Origin of the sequence: Flavobacterium sp. NRK F10, from assembly GCF_024054235.1 — a bacterium.
Classification (GTDB): Bacteria; Bacteroidota; Bacteroidia; order Flavobacteriales; family Flavobacteriaceae; genus Flavobacterium; species Flavobacterium sediminis.
In genome coordinates this window covers 2,811,955-2,833,442 of sequence record NZ_JAMXLC010000001.1, presented here as the reverse complement: position 1 = coordinate 2,833,442, position 21,488 = coordinate 2,811,955, and the positions used below count along the sequence as shown (strand labels likewise).

The 21,488-nt window shown below is 33.7% G+C and carries 22 protein-coding genes and 1 tRNA gene; 19 read left to right on the top strand and 4 right to left on the bottom strand.

Annotated elements, in window-relative coordinates:
• The first annotated feature begins 77 nt into the window (after nt 1-77).
• From NHF50_RS12895 to NHF50_RS12885, 3 genes are read left to right on the top strand one after another with little or no spacing between them, the layout of a single operon-like run.
• A complete protein-coding gene (locus NHF50_RS12895; protein WP_252776845.1) occupies nt 78-2,015 on the top strand; it encodes a BatA and WFA domain-containing protein in 1,938 nt (645 codons plus the stop codon).
• A complete protein-coding gene (locus tag NHF50_RS12890; RefSeq protein ID WP_252776844.1) occupies nt 2,012-3,277 on the top strand; it encodes a dihydroorotase family protein in 1,266 nt (421 codons plus the stop codon). Before NHF50_RS12895 ends, NHF50_RS12890 begins: the two co-directional genes overlap by 4 nt.
• 33 nt (nt 3,278-3,310) lie before the next feature.
• The gene (locus NHF50_RS12885) at nt 3,311-3,634 is read left to right on the top strand and encodes a DUF4870 domain-containing protein (RefSeq protein WP_109570033.1); all 324 of its coding nucleotides are present in this window, start codon (nt 3,311-3,313) and stop codon (nt 3,632-3,634) included.
• An 11-nt stretch (nt 3,635-3,645) separates the two neighbouring features.
• Here NHF50_RS12885 and NHF50_RS12880 read toward each other — a convergent pair whose 3' ends face one another.
• Nucleotides 3,646-4,272 (bottom strand): hypothetical protein, encoded by a 627-nt coding sequence (locus NHF50_RS12880; RefSeq protein WP_109570032.1) that lies wholly within the window; start codon nt 4,270-4,272, stop codon nt 3,646-3,648.
• A gap of 278 nt (nt 4,273-4,550) precedes the next feature.
• Here NHF50_RS12880 and NHF50_RS12875 point away from each other — a divergent pair, with 278 nt between their 5' ends.
• The 10 genes from NHF50_RS12875 to ribB all read left to right on the top strand — a co-directional run bounded on the left by NHF50_RS12875 (nt 4,551) and on the right by ribB (nt 13,970).
• A complete protein-coding gene (locus NHF50_RS12875) occupies nt 4,551-4,925 on the top strand; it encodes a hypothetical protein (protein WP_109570031.1) in 375 nt (124 codons plus the stop codon).
• A gap of 39 nt (nt 4,926-4,964) precedes the next feature.
• On the top strand, nt 4,965-5,771 hold the full coding sequence (locus NHF50_RS12870; protein WP_109570030.1) for an SUMF1/EgtB/PvdO family nonheme iron enzyme: 807 nt from the start codon (nt 4,965-4,967) through the stop codon (nt 5,769-5,771).
• 27 nt (nt 5,772-5,798) lie between these two features.
• On the top strand, nt 5,799-6,377 hold the full coding sequence (locus NHF50_RS12865) for a PAS domain-containing protein (protein ID WP_109570029.1): 579 nt from the start codon (nt 5,799-5,801) through the stop codon (nt 6,375-6,377).
• Nucleotides 6,378-6,517: 140 nt separating this feature from the next.
• Nucleotides 6,518-7,162, top strand: a complete 645-nt coding sequence (locus NHF50_RS12860) for an alpha/beta hydrolase (protein WP_252776843.1) — start codon at nt 6,518-6,520, stop codon at nt 7,160-7,162.
• Between the two features lie 115 nt (nt 7,163-7,277).
• Entirely contained in the window at nt 7,278-7,775 is a 498-nt protein-coding gene (gene tpx, locus NHF50_RS12855; protein ID WP_252776842.1) for a thiol peroxidase, read from the top strand.
• A 1-nt stretch (nt 7,776) separates the two neighbouring features.
• Complete coding sequence (locus NHF50_RS12850; protein ID WP_109570026.1) at nt 7,777-8,151, top strand: diacylglycerol kinase family protein; 375 nt, start codon at nt 7,777-7,779, stop codon at nt 8,149-8,151.
• A gap of 35 nt (nt 8,152-8,186) precedes the next feature.
• On the top strand, nt 8,187-10,700 hold the full coding sequence (locus NHF50_RS12845; protein ID WP_109570025.1) for a DNA translocase FtsK: 2,514 nt from the start codon (nt 8,187-8,189) through the stop codon (nt 10,698-10,700).
• 1 nt (nt 10,701) lies between these two features.
• On the top strand, nt 10,702-11,349 hold the full coding sequence (locus NHF50_RS12840) for an outer membrane lipoprotein carrier protein LolA (RefSeq protein ID WP_245896397.1): 648 nt from the start codon (nt 10,702-10,704) through the stop codon (nt 11,347-11,349).
• Nucleotides 11,350-11,358: 9 nt separating this feature from the next.
• Nucleotides 11,359-12,831, top strand: a complete 1,473-nt coding sequence (locus NHF50_RS12835) for an LptF/LptG family permease (protein WP_109570023.1) — start codon at nt 11,359-11,361, stop codon at nt 12,829-12,831.
• A gap of 2 nt (nt 12,832-12,833) precedes the next feature.
• Nucleotides 12,834-13,970, top strand: coding sequence for a 3,4-dihydroxy-2-butanone-4-phosphate synthase (ribB, locus tag NHF50_RS12830; RefSeq protein ID WP_109570022.1), 1,137 nt, complete (start codon nt 12,834-12,836; stop codon nt 13,968-13,970).
• A 5-nt stretch (nt 13,971-13,975) separates the two neighbouring features.
• Here ribB and NHF50_RS12825 read toward each other — a convergent pair whose 3' ends face one another.
• Nucleotides 13,976-14,728: a sulfite exporter TauE/SafE family protein gene (locus tag NHF50_RS12825; protein WP_252776841.1), complete on the bottom strand. Its 753-nt coding sequence runs from the start codon at nt 14,726-14,728 to the stop codon at nt 13,976-13,978.
• 213 nt (nt 14,729-14,941) lie between these two features.
• On the opposite strand from NHF50_RS12825, the gene NHF50_RS12820 reads away from it, so the two are divergent.
• The 6 genes from NHF50_RS12820 (at nt 14,942) to NHF50_RS12795 (ending at nt 19,431) form a co-directional block, all read left to right on the top strand.
• A tRNA-Ser gene (locus NHF50_RS12820) sits at nt 14,942-15,026 on the top strand.
• Nucleotides 15,027-15,289: 263 nt separating this feature from the next.
• The gene (locus NHF50_RS12815; RefSeq protein ID WP_252776840.1) at nt 15,290-16,528 is read left to right on the top strand and encodes a site-specific integrase; all 1,239 of its coding nucleotides are present in this window, start codon (nt 15,290-15,292) and stop codon (nt 16,526-16,528) included.
• Nucleotides 16,529-16,649: 121 nt separating this feature from the next.
• Entirely contained in the window at nt 16,650-17,012 is a 363-nt protein-coding gene (locus tag NHF50_RS12810) for a DUF2147 domain-containing protein (RefSeq protein WP_252776839.1), read from the top strand.
• Nucleotides 17,013-17,032: 20 nt separating this feature from the next.
• Nucleotides 17,033-17,635, top strand: coding sequence for a ferric reductase-like transmembrane domain-containing protein (locus tag NHF50_RS12805; protein ID WP_252776838.1), 603 nt, complete (start codon nt 17,033-17,035; stop codon nt 17,633-17,635).
• Nucleotides 17,632-18,255: an SDR family oxidoreductase gene (locus NHF50_RS12800; RefSeq protein WP_252776836.1), complete on the top strand. Its 624-nt coding sequence runs from the start codon at nt 17,632-17,634 to the stop codon at nt 18,253-18,255. Before NHF50_RS12805 ends, NHF50_RS12800 begins: the two co-directional genes overlap by 4 nt.
• A gap of 9 nt (nt 18,256-18,264) precedes the next feature.
• A complete protein-coding gene (locus NHF50_RS12795; protein ID WP_252776833.1) occupies nt 18,265-19,431 on the top strand; it encodes an MBL fold metallo-hydrolase in 1,167 nt (388 codons plus the stop codon).
• 130 nt (nt 19,432-19,561) lie between these two features.
• Here the strand turns inward: NHF50_RS12795 and NHF50_RS12790 are convergent, their stop codons facing one another.
• A complete protein-coding gene (locus NHF50_RS12790) occupies nt 19,562-20,284 on the bottom strand; it encodes a LytTR family DNA-binding domain-containing protein (RefSeq protein WP_252776831.1) in 723 nt (240 codons plus the stop codon).
• Nucleotides 20,281-21,393, bottom strand: a complete 1,113-nt coding sequence (locus NHF50_RS12785) for a sensor histidine kinase (RefSeq protein WP_252776828.1) — start codon at nt 21,391-21,393, stop codon at nt 20,281-20,283. The genes NHF50_RS12790 and NHF50_RS12785 overlap by 4 nt, the downstream gene beginning before the upstream one ends.
• Between the last annotated feature and the right edge of the window lie 95 nt (nt 21,394-21,488).

Genomic DNA, 21,488 nt, shown 5'->3' with positions numbered 1-21,488 from the left:
TATGCGCTATAGTAAACATCTGTTTCATTTCTTTTCGTATTTTTGGCAATTATATCTTTTAGTGAAAAACTAAGTAAATGCAATTCAAACATCCTGAAATTCTATATTTCCTTTTTCTTTTGGTTATACCAATTTTAGTGCATTTATTTCAACTTAGAAAGTTCAAAAAAGAATACTTTACCAATGTTAAGCTTTTAAAAGAACTGCAATTACAGACCCGAAAAAGCAGTTCGATCAAAAAATGGCTATTGCTTGCCACTCGCCTATTATTGCTTGCGGCCTTGATCTTTGCCTTTGCCCAACCGTTTTTACCGGCTAAGGACTCAAAGGCTCAAAATAACGAATTGATCTTACTGGTCGACAACTCATTTTCCATGCAGGCGAAAGGTTCTGAGGGCGAACTCCTGAAAAAAAGCATTCAGGATATTTTAGAAAATATTCCGGAGAACCAAACGGTTTCCATAGTAAGTCCGTCAAAAAGTTTTTGGGATATTACCCCTAAAAGCATTCTGAAAGAATTACAGAACTTACAATACACGTCATACTCTTTTCAACCGGATTATTTATTGTCGCAAGTTGAAAATAAAAAACCGAATACTACTAAGGATTATATTTTTATAACTGATGGCGTAGATGTATCGTCTGAAAAAACAACTGATTTAGTGCAAAAAGGAACCCTTTACGGAATTTTTCCGAAAGCTGAGAATAGTGCTAATTGCAGTATTGACAACATTTCTATCTCTGCTATTACGGATTCTTTCTACGAGATATCCGTTTCTCTTTCCAAAAACGGAAACGTAACCGATAATATCCTCTTCTCTATTGTTAGTGATTCAGGCGAAACCGTTGCAAAATCTACAATTTCTTTTGAAAATGACAAAAACGAAAAGGTTCTTAAAATAAACGTACCGAAAAAAGATTTCAAAGGAAAAGCTATTCTTGAAGACAACAGCCTACCGTATGACAATACCTTTTACTTCAGTCTGAGCAAACCTAAAAAATTAAATGTTTTAGTTATTGGTACACCTGAAAAAAATAATTTCATCCGCAAGATCATTACTCCGGACGAATTCCAACTAACCGAAACGACTCTCGACCAACTGGATTTCAGTAGTATTGAGCAGCAGCATACGATCATCATAAACGAACCGGAAAACATTACCCCTTCCTTAAGCAATACTTTACTTGCTTTTTATGAAAAAGGTGGCAATCTAATCATCATTCCGAGCGAAAACAGTAACGTCGAGAACCTGAATACATTGCTAAGCCAATTAGGAAACCTGAGAGTTAACGAATTACAACAAAATGAAAAACTGATCACAGAAATTCATTTTGAACATCCTTTGTATAAAAATGTCTTCGAAAAAAAGATCCATAATTTTCAGTATCCTAATGTTCAGACGTATTTTCCGGTTTCGGGTACTATTTCTTCCATTTTATCCTTTGAAGACCAATCCCCTTTTTTAAGTTGGATTACAAATAAAAAAGGAAATGCCTTTATCTTTTCAGCGCCTATAAACAAAAAGCTGTCTAATTTCCAAAACTCCCCTTTAATTGTACCTACTTTTTACAACATGGCACAATACAATTCAGGAACAGCTCAAACGCACTATACCATCGGACAAAACGAACAATTGTTCATTGAGACCGGTATAGGAAAAGATCAGGTTTTATCGGTACAGAACGAATCTTACAGCTTTATCCCTTTACAACAAGTTCTGAATACTAAAGTAAAGATCAGCTTTGGTGATTATCCCGAACAAGCAGGGAATTATTCCATTGTACACGGACAGGATACATTAGCCAATGTAAGTTTTAACTATCCCAGAACAGAAAGCGATCTGCAAAAGATCAATTCTTCATTTTTTGATACCTTTACCAAAATAAACTCCGTATCAACTGCACTTAACGAGTTGGACTCCGAAAGAAACGATACCGGTTTATGGAAATGGTTTATTATAACAACACTACTTCTTTTATTTATTGAACTACTAATCCAAAAATTTGTAAAATGACAACGGTTTTAATAAAAAATGTCACCATTATTGATCCTGAAAGCCCTTTTCACAATCAAAAGGTCGATCTTAAAATTCAAGATGGTAAATTCATTGAGATCGGCAATAACTTATCCAAAGATAACGATACTACTGAGATCAATATTCCTGACCTGCACGCATCACAAGGTTGGTTTGACACTTCTGTTTCTTTCGGAGAACCGGGTTATGAAGATCGAGAAACCATTGCTAACGGTTTAAAAACAGCTGCTTTAAGTGGTTTTACCGGTGTTGCTTTACAACCTAACAGCCATCCTGTTATTGACAACCAGGCCTTAGTGAAGTTCGTCTTAGACAAAGCTCAGGATCAAGCAACATCGCTTTATCCGATAGGCTCTTTAACGATCAACAGTGAAGGAACAGACTTAGCTGAACTTTACGATATGAAAAATGCAGGTGCTATTGCTTTCGGAGATTATCAAAAAGCAATTCAAAATGCTAATGTTCAAAAAATCGCTTTGCAATATGTTCAGGATTTTGATAGTTTAGTTATCAGCTTTTGTCAGGACAACTCCGTTAAAGGAAAAGGTATTGTTCACGAAGGGGTCACTTCAACCAAACTGGGATTAAAAGGTATTCCTGCTTTAGCAGAAGCCTTGCATGTAGCTCGCAATTTATATCTGTTGGAATATACAGGCGGTAAAATGCATATTCCGACTATTTCCACGCAAGAATCCGTTCAGCTTATTAAAGAAGCAAAAGCTAAAGGATTAAATATAAGTTGTAGTGTAGCCGTTCACAACCTTATCCATAACGACACGGTTCTGGATAATTTTGACTCTCGTTATAAAGTTTTACCTCCGCTACGTGACGAAGCTACCCGAAAAGTACTTATAGAAGCCGTTTTAGACGGAACAATAGATTGCATTACCTCAGACCACAATCCTTTAGACATTGAACATAAAAAATTAGAATTTGATCTGGCTAAAGACGGAACCATTGGCTTAGAAAGTGCTTTCGGGGCTCTATTAAGTATCTTACCGTTAGAAGTCGTGATTTCTAAACTCACAGCTGGTAAAAAAGTGTTTGGTTTGTCTCAGCATACCATCAATACTGATAATAAAGCTGAGATCAGTTTGTTTACTACGGTAGAAAACTGGAACTTCGAAAAAGAAAATATCCTTTCAAAGTCTAAGAACTCTGCTTTTTTAGGTCAAAAAATGAAAGGAAGAAGTATAGGAATTTACAACAACGGAAAACCGGAAATCAACTTCTCTATTTAACTTCTATACTAAAACTAAAAAATACAACACATTATGAACGATATTGAAAAAGGGAAAAACACGGCGATTATAAGTTATATTACCATTATCGGTAGTGTAATTGCTATTTTCATGAATCAGGACGAAAACAAAAGCAATTTTGCCAGTTTTCATATCCGACAGGCTTTAGGTATTTTTTTAACTTTCTTTTTATTAGGCTATCCTATCGGTTACTTTAACAGTTGGATGGTTTCCTCTGCCTTTTGGTTATTTATTTTCATTCTTTGGATCTATGGCTTCTTAGGGTGTCTGAACAATGAAAAAAGAATAGTTCCTATCGTGGGAGATTTCTATCAAAAGTTTTTTAAAAATTTATAATTTCATTTATCTTAATAATATTCTAACTTGCCAATAATAATGGCAAGTTTTTTTATTAATTTTTTATCGATCTTAAAAGCTGTTTCGTCATATTCACCGACACATTTTAACTTTTCGTCTTCGCCTTCTACAGCATATAATCTTTTTATCAGTATCCCTTGATCCGTATATAAAACATATTGCCTACCATAGATTATAAAAGTATTCACAGAAACTTCTTTACACCCGTAAATTGATTTTTTATTTTCGACTAAAAATTCAACTCCGAAACTTTTAAGCTTACTTATTATATAATCTCCTGATACTAAATCATTTTCATTTCCATTTTTATAAAAATGTTGATAATTTAACAAAGGAAGATATAAACTCGGCTCATACTCTTTTTCATTTTGCTTTCGCAACATTTCTCCCTGACCGGTTACCAACCAGTCTGACGAAACATCTTTAAATCTCTCAAGAATGGATTTAACTATATTAAATGTTACCACAGGATACCTTCCGTTTCTAGGGTCTTTTGTAAATAATCTGTTAATCCTCGGCTGACTTATTCCTATTTCTCTACTAAATTGTAGCTCATTTCCGTTACAGAAATGTTCTATCACTTTGCGAATTCTTGCATTTTCTTTAGGTAAAATCATTGTAAATATTTTTTATTCATTTTTTTATAATTATTATTGATAATTAACCACTTGTTTATATATTTGTCCAAAATTCATATAAAGCAAATTTAGCTAATGTGCAAATGCTTTTTGTGAAAAGTCAACAAATTAAGGAAAAATTAAAAAATGAAAATTATACAAAAGCATTAAAATTTCCAAAATACTGTTTTAAGAATCAAACTTATAATTTAAATATTTTAAAAAGCTATTAAACACTAAAAAAATATTAACCTAAATATTAATTTAAATTAAGTATTATGTCAGATTTTATCAAAACTTTCATCGAAGAAGTGAAAACAAACACGCCAGGGTACATTGCAACAGCTGTAGCAGACGTTAAAACAGGCGTATTATACGGTTCTGATAGTGCCGTTCCTTCTTTTGATCCCGCAATTGCTTCTGTTTACAACTTAGAAGTAGCAAAAGCAAAAATGACTGCTATTAAAGCATTAGGCCTGGACAGCAAATTAGAAAACATTCTGGTAAACCTAAACAACCAAATCCACATTATTGACCTTGCTGAAGACGGCGCTTATTTTGTTTACTTAGCTGTAGATAGCACAAAAGCAAACTTAGGTATGACAATGGCCTTGTTAAACAAATACAAGAAAACATTGAAAGACAACCTATAAAATTACACTTTAAAACTAGCTAATTAACCCATTAATCTAATGAAGATAATTCTTACTGCTATCTGTTCTTTACTTATATCTACCAATTCTTTTTCTCAATCTATACCTGATTTAATTCTTGTGGAAGGTGGAGAATTCAGAATGGGAACCAAAAAAAACAGTTCCATTGAAGGTGACGAACAATTAGATCACGATGTAGAATTAAATTCGTTTTACATCGGTAAATATGAAGTCACATTAGCCGAATGGAAAATCTACGCTTTGGCGAATAAAATCAAAATGCCAAACTTCAGAAACTGGAATCCTCTTAATCATCATCCCATAACCAACATTAGTTGGACTGACGCTATCAAGTATTGCAACTGGCTTAGTAAAAAACATAAGTTTAAACCAGTTTACAAGAGAGTCGGCACTGTTTGGGTCAGAGATCTCAAAGCTAATGGCTACAGACTTCCCACAGAAGCAGAATGGGAGTACGCGGCTAAAGGAGGAAAGTTATCAAAAGGTTACAAATTCTCAGGAAGCAACACTCTTGACAAAGTCGCATGGTATAACAAAAATGCCAAATCACCTAACGTTGTAGGGACAAAACTCCCGAATGAATTAGGTCTTTACGACATGTCCGGAAACGCTTGGGAATGGTGTTGGGATTGGTACAACAGGGATTTCTACTTAACAGAAACGAAAAACAACCCCAGTGGTCCGGAAAACGGAACTGAAAGATGTTTACGCGGAGGCTCCTGGGATAGCAGAACCTATTCTTTAAGAGTAGCAAATCGTTGGGCAGCCAAACCCTTTATAGAAAATGATTTTTTCGGATTTCGTCTTGCACGGAATGCAGATTAAGTAAAAAACAAAAAAAACAGAAACAATATGAGAACAAATGTTGAACCTGTAAATATCGAAGTAAACTGGGACAAAACCTTAGAACTCGTAAGTAAAACCAATAGAATAGGAATTATCAACTATGTAAATTCAGCATTCGTTAATGTTAGTGGCTATGAAGAAAGTGAACTTCTGGGACAGCCTCATAATATTATCAGACATCCTGATATGCCAAAAGCTATTTTCAGAATGCTTTGGGAAAATCTTAAACAAGGCAAAGACTTTCATGCCATTATTAAGAACAAAGCAAAAGACGGAAAATATTATTGGATCATTACCCAGTATGATTTTTTCAAAGATACCGAAGGCGACATTAACGGATACATGGCCAGAAGAAAGGCTGTTACTCCCGAAGTGATAAGCAAAATAGAAGGTGTCTATAAAAAAATTAAGAACATTGAAGATACTAAAGGATTAGATGCTTCAATGGCTTATTTCGCAGGTTTTTTAGACGAGCAAAAACAAACTTATGATGAATTTTTAACTTCAATATTAAAATCTTCTGACAAAAAAGAAGAGAAGAAGGCTACAGAAAAAAAATCTTTTTGGAATAGCTTATTTAGCTAACCGCCCCCCCTATCATAAAACTTCCTATTATAGTCCATTCTATTAACACAACGAGATTTGGTGCAAAATACCTTCGTTAATAGTCTGGACTTTTTTTCATTTTGCTTTTTTAATTACTTTTGCGATAAAAGTCATAATTAATGAATCTACACTATCTACTACGCGAACCTAAAGAAAAGAAAGATAAAAACCCGGCATTAATTTTATTACACGGCTATGGCAGCAATGAAGAAGACCTGTTCTCCTTTGCCGGTGAACTACCGGAAGATTACTATATCTTTTCTGTAAGAGCGCCTTATAATCTACAACCATTCGGTCATGCGTGGTATGCCATACATTTTGATGCCGATGAAAATAAATTCTCCGATGACGAACAAGCGCGTCAATCCAAAGACCTAATTGCCGAATTCATCGACCAAATTGTAAATGAATACCCTTTAGATACTCAAAGCATAACACTTATCGGCTTCAGTCAAGGTGCTATTTTAAGCTATGCTACTGCCCTGTCCTATCCTGAAAAGATCGCCCGGGTAGTTGCCTTGAGCGGTTATATGAACGAAAACATATTATCTGATAACTACACGACTTTTAATAACAAACATTTACAATTTTTTATTTCTCACGGAACAGTTGACCAGGTAATCCCTGTTGACTGGGGCAGAAAAGCCAAACCTTTTCTGGAAAAATTGGGACTAGCTGTAACCTACAAGGAATATCCTGTAGGACACGGAGTAGTTCCTCAGAATTTCTACGATTTCAAAAACTGGCTCGAAACAACAAAATAGAATACAAATAAGCGATTGCTCTAAATTCTGAAAAAGAGAATCCCGAAAAATTAATTTAATCTTAAGGAAACAAATATTTCTTAATTTAGTAATTTTGCCCACTAATATTTTACAGATGGCAACAATTACACTAAAAGGAAATCCCATAACTACTAACGGTACTTTACCTGAAGTAGGTTCTAAATTAGTCGATTTCTCCTTAGTCAAGAATGATTTATCCACTACTTCTCTTTCAGATTTTAACGGAAGTAAACTGGTTCTGAATATCTTTCCGAGTATCGATACAGGAACCTGTGCTACATCTGTAAGACAATTTAATACCAAAGCCGGAAACCTTTCTAACACAAAAGTATTGTGCATTTCACGAGATTTACCTTTTGCTCAAAAACGTTTTTGTGGTGCCGAAGGCTTAGATAATGTGATAACTCTTTCAGATTTTAAAGACGGTTCTTTCGGTAAAACTAACGGCTTGGAAATGATTGACGGTCCCTTAGCCGGATTAAATTCCCGGGCAATTATTGTAGTTGATGAAAACGGCATCGTAAAATATACCGAACAAGTTGTTGAAATTGCCAATGAACCGGATTATGAATCAGCCTTAGCAGTATTATAATATGGAATTTAAAAAAGACGAAACGTTCTTCACCGGAAGACTTAAGAGCATCACCTTTGCCGTAAAAGGTGCATTCAAACTAATAACTACTGAACATAGTGTAATGGTACAATCTTCCGTAGCCCTATTAGTTACTCTTGCCGGTTTTTATTTCGGGATCAGTAAATCAGAATGGCTGATCCAAACTTTAGCAATCGGTTTAGTTCTGGGAATTGAAGGTTTAAATACCGCTGTTGAAAAAATCGCTGATTTTGTACATCCTGAATTTCATGAACGTATCGGTTTTATAAAAGATATTGCTGCCGGGGCAGTGTTCTTTGCTGCTTTAACTGCAATTGCTGTTGCTGCTATAATTTATATTCCGTATTTAGCATAAATTCTCTATTTTTGTAAAATAGAGTTAAGTCTAAAATGGCAAAAAAAGAAAAGCAAAACAAAAAAAACTCCGTACCTCTAAAAGAAAAAATATCTTGGCAACCTACTAAGCAGCAAAAATTTGCTATAGGTGTGTTGCTCATTTTATTGGCTGTAGCATTACTGCTATCTTTCGTTTCTTATTTTGTTACCGGAAACTACGATCAAAGTCAGGTTAATGATGTCCTGAACAGAGCGGTTAAAGTCAATAACTGGTTAGGAAAATTCGGTGCCTTTCTATCCGATTTCTTCCTGTACAAAGGTTTCGGGGTTGCTTCATTCATTTTTGTCCGAATGTTATCTTTAACAGGCGTATACCTTATTTTAGACCTTTCCGTTACTAAACTTAAGAAGATATTTTTTTGGGATCTCTACCTGATAATTGTATTATCAATACTTTTCGGTTTCTTTTGGGATCTCCTTCCCCAACTTTCCGGGGTGGTTGGTTTTGAGATGAATTTATTCATTCAGGATTACATCGGTAAAGTGGGTACATTATTAAGCCTTGTATTTGGCGTGGTAATCTTTCTCGTTTTCCGAATCAAAATCTCCGTTGAAAATGTAAAGAACTTTTTTGAAAAACCGGCTAAAGTATTACAGGAAGAGGCTGAACTTGCAGCTTCAGAGGCAAGTCCAACTTCTACCTTTGAGAATGAATACTCCGTTGAAGACACTTCCATTCCTGTAGAAAACGGTAAAAATGAAGACGATTTTGTACTCCGTGAAGACGAAGAAGAACTTTCTAAAATTGAACTAAAACCGACTTCTTCTTTTGAGATCAATAAGGAAGAATTAAAACCGACTATATCTAATGCTTCAGAATTAAGTCTGAATGCAAAACCTAATACAGAGAACAATAGTCAATCGTTGAATATACAAACACCGGAGTCTTCAAAAGAAGAAGAAAACACTACTGAAAGCGACTTTGTTATTGAAAAATACGAAGAAGAAGAATCTGTTACCGAAAATTTAGCGGCTAAATTAGTTCAGGATTTCGGAGAATTTGATCCTACTTTAGAACTTTCAAACTACCAGCTACCTCCTATCGATCTGCTGAAAGAGTATTCAACAGGAGGAATTACTATAGATCAAAACGAGCTGGAAGAAAACAAAAACCGAATCGTTGAAACGCTACGCAACTACAATATTGGAATCTCTCAGATCAAAGCTACAGTAGGACCTACAGTAACGCTTTATGAGATTGTGCCGGAAGCCGGAATCCGTATCTCAAAAATTAAGAATCTGGAAGACGATATTGCTTTATCATTATCCGCATTAGGAATCCGTATCATTGCTCCTATTCCGGGTAAAGGAACTATCGGTATTGAAGTTCCGAACAACAAACCGACAATGGTTGCCATGAAATCGGTTATTGCTTCACCGAAATTCCAGCAAGCCGAAATGGAATTACCGATTGCTTTAGGAAAAAACATTTCCAATGAAACCTTTGTCGTTGATCTGGCTAAAATGCCGCACTTACTGATGGCAGGAGCAACAGGTCAGGGTAAATCAGTAGGTTTAAATGCTATTCTAACCTCTTTATTGTACAAAAAACATCCGGCAGAGGTTAAATTTGTTTTGGTCGATCCTAAAAAAGTGGAACTAACACTTTTTAATAAAATTGAACGACACTACTTGGCAAAACTACCGGATACGGAAGAAGCTATTATTACCGATAACACCAAAGTAATCAATACTTTAAATTCATTGTGTATTGAAATGGACAACCGTTACAATCTCTTAAAAGATGCTATGGTTCGTAACATTAAAGAATACAATGAAAAATTCAAATTACGCAAATTGAATCCTGAAAACGGACACCGTTTTCTACCTTATATTGTACTCGTTGTTGATGAGTTTGCCGATCTGATCATGACGGCAGGAAAAGAAGTGGAAACCCCTATTGCCCGTTTGGCACAATTAGCCAGAGCCATCGGTATTCACTTAATCATTGCTACACAAAGACCTTCCGTTAATGTGATAACAGGTATCATTAAAGCTAATTTCCCGGCTCGTATTGCTTTCCGGGTAACTTCAAAGATAGATTCCAGAACAATCTTAGACAATCAGGGTGCAGATCAATTGATCGGTCGCGGAGATTTATTATATACTCAGGGAAATGACCTTACAAGGGTACAATGTGCTTTTGTAGACACTCCTGAAGTTGAAAAAATATGTGATTTTATCGGTAATCAAAAAGCTTATCCTGATGCTTATCTTCTGCCGGAATACGTTGGAGAAGAAAGTGGCACAAGTCTTGATATAGATATTTCCGAACGTGACTCTTTATTCAGAGAAGCAGCCGAAGTGATTGTAACAGCACAACAAGGAAGTGCTTCTTTGATCCAGAGAAAATTAAAATTAGGCTATAACAGAGCCGGAAGAATCATCGATCAGTTAGAAGCAGCTGGAATTGTAGGACCTTTTGAAGGTAGTAAAGCCCGTTCTGTACTGGTTCCGGATTTAGTAGCCTTAGACGAATTTTTAAACAATGAACAAAACCATAATTAAAATGACTAAATTTTTAAAAGTAGCATTACTTTTTTTATTGAGTATTACAACTTTACAAGCGCAAAACGCACAAAAGGCTAAAGCCTTATTGGATGAAGTTTCTGCTAAAATCAAAACATACGAAAACATTACTATTGATTTCAAATACGCTTTAAGCAATCCTAAAGAGAATATCAATCAGGAAAGCAAAGGGAATGTAGTTTTAAAAGGAAATCTATACACCTTAAACTTTATGGGAGTAACCAAGATTTTTGATGGCAAAAAAGTGTACACCATTGTTCCTGAAGATGAAGAGATCACAATCTCTAAATATGACGAAACAGACAAAGATGCGATCACTCCTAACAAAATGCTGACTTTCTTCAATTCGGGATACAAATATGCATGGGATATTTTACAGGATATCAAAGGAAGAAAAATCCAATATGTGAAATTAACACCGATCAGTTCAAAAGATCAACGTAAAGAGATCTTAATCGGGATCGATATTCAGACTAAAAATATTTACAACCTGATCGAAATCGGTAAAAACGGTACCCGAACAACCTTAACTGTTAATTCTTTTAAAACAAATCAGCCTTTGTCAAAAAATCATTTTACCTTTACCGAATCGAAATACCCTAATTACTATATTAACAGATTGGATTAATTTTTTTCGGTGAAAATATTAGACAAATATATTATCAAATCCTTCATGATTACATTCGCTTCTGTGTTTGTAATCTTGTTTTTTATATTCGTATTACAAGGAATCTGGCTATTCATCTCTGAATTAGCCGGTAAAGACCTGGATACCTTTACTGTTTTAAAGTTCTTATCCTTCTATGCGCCTACGATCGTTCCTTTAGTTCTTCCGCTATCTGTTTTACTGGCTTCAATCATGACCTTCGGTAGTTTTGCCGAGAACTATGAGTTTGCCGCCATGAAATCATCCGGTATCTCACTACAGCGTTCTATGCGTATGTTAACGGTCAGTATCTTTATACTGAGCCTGGTTTCCTTTGTTTTTGCCAACAATGTTATACCGGAAGCTCAATACCGCTTTATCAACCTGCGAAAAGACATCGTTCAGCAAAGTCCTGCTATGGCTATCGGTGAAGGGCAATTCAACAGCATCGGTAACATTAATATTAAAGTTGAAAAAAAATCAGGTAACAACGGTGAAGTATTGGAAGACGTTATCATGCACGTTAAAAATACTAAACACGGATTGGGTGCCAATACTGTAATTAAAGCTAAAAGCGGACTCCTACAAAGTCAGGAAGGGTCTAATTATTTACAATTACAGCTTTTTAACGGTGACTATTATGAGAACATTATTCCGAAAGAATACAAAGACCGAAAAAAATACCCCTTTGCAAAAAGTAGTTTTAAAAAATATACCATCAATATTGACCTCACAAAACTAAACACTGCTGACAATAACGATGACGACGTTACATCGGAAAAAATGTTAAACCTGAGAGAATTAAGCTACACCGTAGATTCTTTGCAACGCAACTATGACAAAGACATTATCTCAATGGCAGACAATATGGCGCAACGTCAGGAAGTGATCTTCACTAAAAAACTGAATCTGTTGCCTGCAAACAAAGACACCACTATAGTAGATAAAACAAAAAAAATAGAGGATCTATTAAGCCTCTACGACGAAAAAGATCAAAAACGAATTCTGGAAGCTGCAAAGAACAATGTTACCAGTACAGAATTCAGCATTCATAACAGCAAAACCGATCTGGAAAACAAAAAGAAACAGATTAACAGCCATTGGATCGTGATCCATGAAAAATTCATGATCGCCTATTCTTGTCTGCTAATGTTCTTTATCGGAGCTCCTTTGGGGGCTATTATCAGAAAGGGAGGAATCGGGTTACCTATAGTATTTGCCATAGTGATCTTTATTGCTTTTCACTTCACTAATACTTTCGGAAGAAAATTAGCTCAGGAAGACTCTATTCCTACCTTTTTAGGAGTGTGGATGGCTTCTATCTTGTTAACCCCTCTTGCCATCGTATTAACTTACAGGGCGACCAACGATATAGGACTTATGGGAAGCATTAATTTTGATTGGTTAACGAAACCTTTTAAACGATTATTCAACAACAATAAAAATAAAGAAAATAACAACTAAACATGATGTCACACAACATACAACTCAACACTATTGAAGAAGCGATCGAAGATATTCGTCAAGGAAAAGTCATTATTGTAGTAGATGATGAAGACCGTGAAAATGAAGGAGATTTTATTGCAGCAGCAGAAATGGTCTCTCCTGAAATGATCAACTTTATGGCCACTCACGGACGTGGATTAATTTGTGCTCCACTTACAGAAAGTCGTTGTAAAGAACTGGATTTACACCCGATGGTTACCAACAATACCGTATTGCACCAAACAGCATTTACCGTTTCTGTTGATTTGATCGGTAATGGCTGTACAACAGGGATTTCAGTTCATGACAGAGCCAAAACCATAAAATCATTAATTGAAGAAGATACAAAATCTGAAGATTTGGGTCGTCCCGGACATATTTTCCCTTTGATCGCCAAACAAGGTGGGGTTTTAAGACGAACCGGACATACTGAAGCCGCTGTTGATTTTGCCCGATTGGCCGGTTTAAAGCCAGCCGGTATCTTAGTCGAAATTTTAAATGAAGACGGAACCATGGCTCGCTTGCCTCAATTAGTAGAAGTAGCTAAAAAATTTGATCTCAAATTAGTTTCTATTGAAGCTCTTGTTGCTTACCGCATGCAACACGATAGTTTAATCCAGAAGAAAGAAGACTTTGAAATCGAAACCCGCTTCGGAACATTCCGCTTAAGAGCCTATCTTCAAACCACTAACAAACAGGTACACCTTGCTTTAACAAAAGGCAACTGGACCAAAGGTGAAGAAGTTCTGACGCGTATCAATTCCACACAGGTCAATAACGACATCTTAGGCACATTGACAAACGATGCCGATAAGAAACTGGACGATATGTTCAATAAGATCAATGCTGAGGGAAAAGGAGCTATTATCTTTATCAATCAGGAATTACAATCCGGTAATCTTCTTCCGCGTTTAGCAGAACTAAAAGAATTACAGGAAAAAGGAATAATGAAAGCTCCTCAGGTTAAAATGGATGCTAAAGATTTCGGGATCGGTGCTCAGATCCTTCACGACTTAGACATTTCCAAACTTCGTTTTCTAAGTAACACCGAAGAACACCAGAAACGAGTGGGAATGATCGGTTACGGATTAGAAATCACAGAATATGTAAATTACTAAAAAGGTTAAAAGAACCAAAGTTTTATAGCTAAAGACGATACGGTTATCACTAAGAAGATTTTGATAACTCTATCGTCTTTTTTTACAGACCAACGACTCCCCACCCATGCTCCGGAAGTATTTCCTATCGCTAAAATTCCGGCTATACCATAATTTATTTTATGCTCCAGCGCAAAAACAATAACTGCACTTACTGTATACAAAGCCACCACAAAAACTTTCGTAACATTGGCCTGTAAAAGAGTTAACCCGTTAATGTAAGGTAAGATCACCAGCATTAAAAAACCTATACCGGCATTAATAAAGCCACCGTAGATCCCTAAAAAGAAGAAAATGACCGTTGTTACCCATAGCGGCTTTCCTGTCACTTTAGCCACATAATCCTTATTGTATTTTACCGGATTGAAGATTGTGGTCAATAAAACCATGATCATCACCACGGCTAAAATTTTATTGAATACGACTCCACTGATGTCAGAAGCCAGTTTAGCCCCGATAAATGCACCCAAAAAAGCAGAAATACCGAGATACAAGCTAAAAGGATACATTGAAACTCCTTTGCTTTTAAACCCTCTTACAGCGGCAGTAGTTTGCGCTAAAATAGCGATTCTGTTCGTTCCGTTTGCAACAGAAGCCGGAAGTCCTAAAAAAATCAATGTCGGTAATGTCAATAAAGTCCCTCCTCCGGCAATTGTATTCAAAAAACCGGCAATAAAACCAATGGGAATTAAGATCAGGTAAGAAAATTCGAAATGCATAATCTGTTACGAAGAGCTACAAAGGTACAGAAATACCGATTAGAATACTCCGTTTTACTAATTTGTTTTTTTATTTAAAAATCGTAAAAACTGATTATCAAACATTTAAAAAAAAGATTAAAAAAAAGTTAGTTTTTTTATCGAAAAACATTTTGAAACTAAAAAAAGCTTCCTATATTTGCACTCGCAATCACGAAATGATAGCGACTTACTGGAGAAATGGCAGAGTGGTCGAATGCGGCAGTCTTGAAAACTGTTGACTGTAACAGGTCCGGGGGTTCGAATCCCTCTTTCTCCGCGAGCTGAAAAGCAAACGATACTAAAACCCGCTAAATTCAATGATTTAGCGGGTTTTTTCTTTTAAGGCTACACCAAATTATTCATTAAATCTCAAAGTTTAGGTGTCTTTCGAGGTGTCACTAAAAAATTAAAATTTCAAGTGACTCCTCGCAACGAAAACACCACTACTACAAGGTGTTCAACAACATATTCAAAAAATGTACATCTTGTGTGTAGTTATTAAATCGAATAAATTTAATACTAACTTTAAGGTCACCAACAATGAACACATCAGTAGCAATTCTCTTCTACATTAAGAGAGCAAAAGTCAACAATTTAGGAGTTTGTCCAATCTACACCAGAGTAACTGTCAATGCCAAACGATTTGAGTTTAGCACCAACAAATACATCAATCCCGATAAATGGTCTTCAGAAGGTAGCAAAGCAAAAGGCACTAATGAAGAAGCTAGAACAATCAATAGTCATCTTGATTATCTAAAAAATCAAGTTTTAGAAGCAGAGAAGAAACTATTCAAAAAAGACATTAGCATAACATCAGAGAATTTAAAAAATGAATTGTTTGGTTTTTCCGAAACCAAACGTATGCTCGTTCCCATCTTCCAAGACCACAACAATAAAATAAAAGAATTGGTTGGAAAAGAATACGCACCAGGAACACTGGAACGCTACACTACTTCATTGAAGCATACTATCGAGTTCATGCAATGGAAATACAACGTTTCCGATATCGATATTACAAAGATAGATCATGCTTTTATAACCGATTATGAATTTTGGCTACGAAGCGTTAGAAACTGTGCCAACAATACAGCAGTGAAATACATCAAAAACTTCAATAAAATAATCAAGATATGTTTGGCCAATGATTGGCTTGATAAAAATCCATTTGCAAACTATAAATCAAAAGTCAAAGAAGTAGAACGTGTGTACCTCAACGAAGAAGAAATTCAAACTATAATTGAAAAAGACTTTAAAACAGAGCGATTGTCTCTAGTACGTGATATTTTCCTTTTCAGCTGCTTTACTGGTTTAGCGTACATAGATGTCAAAAACTTAACAAAATCACATATAAGCTATGGTATTGATGGTGAAAAATGGATATTTACTCACAGACAAAAAACAGAATCCGCTTCTAAAATTCCAATCCTTCCAGTTACACAAATGATAATCGACAAATACGAAAATCATCCGCAATGCTTAAATGAAGATAAACTACTTCCTATTTTATCCAACCAAAAAATGAATGCGTACCTAAAAGAAATAGCCGGAGTTTGTGAAATCGATAAAGAGTTAACTTTCCACATAGCTCGACATACATTCGCAACTACTGTAACTTTAACAAACGGTGTTCCTATTGAAAGTGTTAGTAAAATGCTAGGACATAAAAATTTAAGAACTACCCAGCATTATGCCAAAGTATTAGATAGAAAAGTAAGTGAAGACATGAAGATTTTGAAAGATAAATTTTCAGTTGTTTCTGTGGTAACTAAATTAGGATAAGTATTCCTAATTTTCTCTTTTGTATAAAAATTATAACATTTGGTATAAATTTTATTTTACTGATTACTGATGTGACTAATTTAGACTGGTTAAAAAAAAATAATAACAAAAAACATTCTCCATGAAAAAATCAATCATTATCACATTATTTATAAGTATCTTTAGTTTAAATACTTACGCACAAGATAATCTTCTAGGAACTTGGAAAACAGACACAGATAATACTTTAGTTAAAATTGAAAAGCAAGGAAATAGTATTGTTGGGAAAGTTATATCGTCTGATAATAAAGAAGCTGCTCCTGGTACAGTAATCATCAAAGAAACAAAGTATGAAAAGGGAATTTTAAGTGGTCAACTTTATCTTTTTAAGAAAAAAAGATGGTTTCAAACAACCTTTGAAGTGCAAGGTAATAAATTAAAAGTTACAGGTAAATTGTCTATTATGAGTCATACTGTTCATTGGACAAAAGTCACAAGTAAATAAAAATAATCTTTTATTAATATATGGGATTCGGTAATAAACAAAGACTTCCTTGGTGGAGAAGTAAGTTTATACTTTGGTTATTTCTAATGTTACCAGGATTAATGTTACTTCTTGGTTTAGTTAATCGGAGAATGGATTATGACAGACTAATGCATGTAACAGGAGAATTGAGTGCAAGATTTTTGGTTTTTTCATTAGTAGCTACTCCTCTAATAATGCTCTTTCCTAAAAGGAAATTTCCCAGATGGCTTGTTCGAAATAAACGCTATTTTGGTGTTGCTGCTTTTGTTTATGGACTATTTCATACCACTATCTATTTAATTGAAGTTCCGATTAGTCAAGTTAAAAAAGAGTTTTTTGAGTTTAGTTTAATCATAGCTTGGATTTCGTTAGCCATCTGGGTTCCTATGGCTATTACTAGTACAGATGGTTGGGTGAAACGTCTCAAAGCTACTTGGAAAAAAATTCATAATTGGGGATATTTAGCAGCATTATTAGCATTCACACACTGGGCATTTATTCATTATCAATGGAAACCAGCTTTAATTCATGCTGTGCCTGTTATTGTTTTACAAGGATATCGTTGGATTAATATTATTATAAATAAAGAAAAAGAAATATGAAAATTGCAATTATTGGAGCAACTCGTGGTATTGGCTTTGCTCTCACAAAACAAGCACTTGAAGATGGACATCAAGTTACTGTATTGGCACGCGTGCCAAGTACAATGTTAATTTCGCATCAAAATCTTTCAATTATAGAAGGTTCTGCAGAGGATCCTGAAGCTATTAAAAAAATTGTAACAGGACAAGACGTTATTTGTGATTGTTTAGGTACAAAAAATGTAACAAAACCTCAAACAATGTTTTCTAAATCGGCTGAAAATATTTCAAAAGCTATTAAACCAGAACAATTACTCATTGCAGTTACTGGTTTAGGAGCAGGTGATAGTAAAGGACATTGTAGTTTTTTATATGATACTATATTTATGCCTTTAGTATTAAAAAGGCAATACGATGATAAAAATCGTCAAGAAGAAATTATTATGAAAAATATTAAACGATGGATAATTGTTCGCCCAGGTTTTTTAACTAATGGAAAACGAACAGGTAAATACAATGCAATATCAGAAATGACAGGTAAACATGGTGCAAGAATTTCTAGAGAAGATGTTGCTGATTTTATTCTTTCACAAGTAAAGACACCTACATTTTTAGGAAAAACCCCAATGTTAGTTTCTTAAAAATATTAAATGAAACCTAAGTATAAAAAAATATTAAAACGAATGTTCTACACTATAGCAATAATCATTGCAGTTGTATTTATTATTGGTGTTTGGTTTTTAAATCAACCTCAATTTGGTAAAGCTCCCTCAGGGGAGCATTTAGAAAGAATTAAGAAATCGCCAAATTATAAAAATGGTAAATTTCAAAATATCAACAATGTTCCTTTATTGTCAGAAGGACATTCGTTTTTTGGATTAATCAGAAAAGCTATTACAGAAAAATACCCAGACAAAGTACCATCAAATACTATTAAATCAGTAAAAACTAATTTAAAGACTTTAAAGCAAGATGAAGATTTTTTGGTATGGTTTGGTCATTCTTCTTACTACATTCAAATTGATAAAAAAAGATTTTTAGTTGACCCTGTTTTTAGTGGGAATGCTTCCCCAATACCAGGTAATGGTAAAGCTTTTGAGGGTAGTAACGAGTATCAAGTAAGTGACTTGCCTTATATTGATTATTTACTAATTACCCATGATCATTATGACCATTTAGATTATGAAACCATTTTAAAATTAAAAGATAGGGTTGGTAAAGTAATTTGTGGTTTAGGGGTGGCTTCTCATCTAGAATATTGGGGTTTTAATAAAAATAAAATTATTGAAAAAGATTGGTATGAAACAGAATATTTAACAAAACAAACTATTATTCACACTACACCAACACAACATTTTTCAGGTAGAAGTATATTTAGAAACAACACCCTTTGGTTATCTTTTGTTATTCAAACTCCAAATTATAAAATTTATGTAGGAGGTGATAGTGGTTACAGTATGCACTTTAAAGAAATTGGAGAAAAATTTGGTCCTTTTGATTTAGCAATTTTAGAAAATGGTCAGTATAATAAAGCTTGGGAATCAATCCATCTATTACCCGAACAAGTATTAAAAGCCGCACTAGATTTAAGAGCAAAACGATTGTTGCCAGTTCATTCTTCAAAATTTAGATTATCTACACATCCATGGTATGAACCTTTAGAGATGGTTACGGGCTTACATAAAAAAGAAAAATATGATTTTGATATAAGTACTCCAATTATTGGTGAAAAATTAGATTTAAAATCTAAAACTCAATCCTTTTATAAATGGTGGGAATCAAACATGTTAAAAGATAAAATAGATGATTCAAATTAAAGAATAAATGAAAAACTTATATGAGTTTATCGAAAATAACTGGATATTAATAGCAACAATTATTATTGTTGTTATTTGTATTTTCTCATATATCTACTTATTTTATTCAAATTAATCTAAAAAACCTAAGTTAGCGACTTAAGATGCGCTTAGTTACATATTCATTAAAAAAATAATCTCGATAAACATTTCCTATTGGTATCTCATTTTTTCCAATATAGACAGTATTATTATCAATTGATTCTATGGATTTTGAGTTGATTATATATGATTTACTAACTCTTACAAATATACTTTTAGGTAAATATTCATGTATTGTCTTTATATTCATTGCAGTAATGATTTTTTGATTTTCAGTGTGTATAACCACATAATCTTTTAATCCTTCCACAAAATTAATTTCATTAAAATATACTTTAAACATTTTACGATCAGCCTTCACAAAAAAGAATTCTTCAGTAAAATCTTCTAATTGATTATTATTAGACTCTAAATCAAATAATTTTGAATAAGTAACCACTTTTTCAACAGCCTTTTTAAATCTTTCAAATTTAACTGGTTTTATAAGATAATCTATGGCATCTACTTCATAACTATCAAGGGCAAATTCTGAAAATGCAGTTGTAAAGACTACAAAGGTATCTTTGGGGATTAGTTTTGCAAATTCAATACCATTAACTCCTGGCATTTGAATGTCTAGAAAAATCAAATCAACTTTATTTTTGGAAATGAATTTAGATGCATTTTCTGCACCATTAAATGAACCTACTAAATTTAAGCCATCATATTGCTCAATTAACATTTCTATAGCTTCTCTAGCTAAAGGCTCATCATCAACGATTATACAAATCATAATTTAATAGTTAGGGTTACACAAAAAAGACCATTATTTTCATCAATATCCAGATGATGTGTAATTGGAAATAACAACTCCAATCTTCTTTTGATATTTGCTAACCCTATACCTCCAGTTTTTTGAATAGCTTTTACACTTGGCACAGAGTTTTCACACTTAAAAATAAGAATGTTATTCTCAATATTAAAGTATAAATTAATAAAAGAAGAATTAGAACTGTCATTATTATGCTTAACAGCATTTTCAACAAAAGAAATAAATAATAAAGGAGGAACTTGTACTCCATTTAAATCTCCTTCTTTTGAAATTAAAAAACTAAAATTATCTCTTCTAACTTTTTCTAAATTAAGAAAATCTTCAAGAAATCTTATATCAGAAGTTAGTAAAACATTATCTCTACTACTATCATATAATTGATAGCGTAATAAATCACTCAATCTCATCAATACCTGTGAAGCTTTTTCAGGATCCTTTTTAGTAAGTACGTTTGCATTATTGAGCATATTAAAAAGAAAATGTGGATTTATTTGGTTTTTCAATTGGTCAAGTTCTACAAGTGCTTTAGATCTTTCCAATTCATTAATAATTTGTGTATCTAACATCCATTGTTGAAATAGTTTAATTGCTGCAGATGCGGAAATAATAATAAAAATCACTAATGAAAAAGGCAAAAAATTAATATGTTCTTTTTCTGGTTCAAGTCTTACATCAATAGTATAAATATATTGACCAATATAATTCGTAATATTTGATATAATAATAAGACCTATTACACATAAACCATATCGTTTATAATGATTTTCAAAAAGTAATTTTGGTACTAAAAAATACATATTTATATAAATCAAAACTAGAAATAATACTATTGCTATTATTCTGCTTATCGTTTCAGTCGGCTCAGTATATTCGGGTGTAGTATTGAATATTGCTAATATAAAAAGGGTAATCATCACAGCATGCCTTTTTAACCTATACTTTTTATTGGTCAAAAACTGTATTAATTGGTCTTCTCTTCTTTTTTTCTCTTCTAGATTCTTACACATAATATTAGTTTTACAAACTACAAAATTAGCTTCAATAATTAAAGCAATTCGCTTTTTATACAAAACCCTTTTCTTTTTATACAAAATTAGTTAATAACTAGTGACAAAGCTGTTTTAATTATAATCATCCTATAAGCTTCAATTTCGTATAATAAATA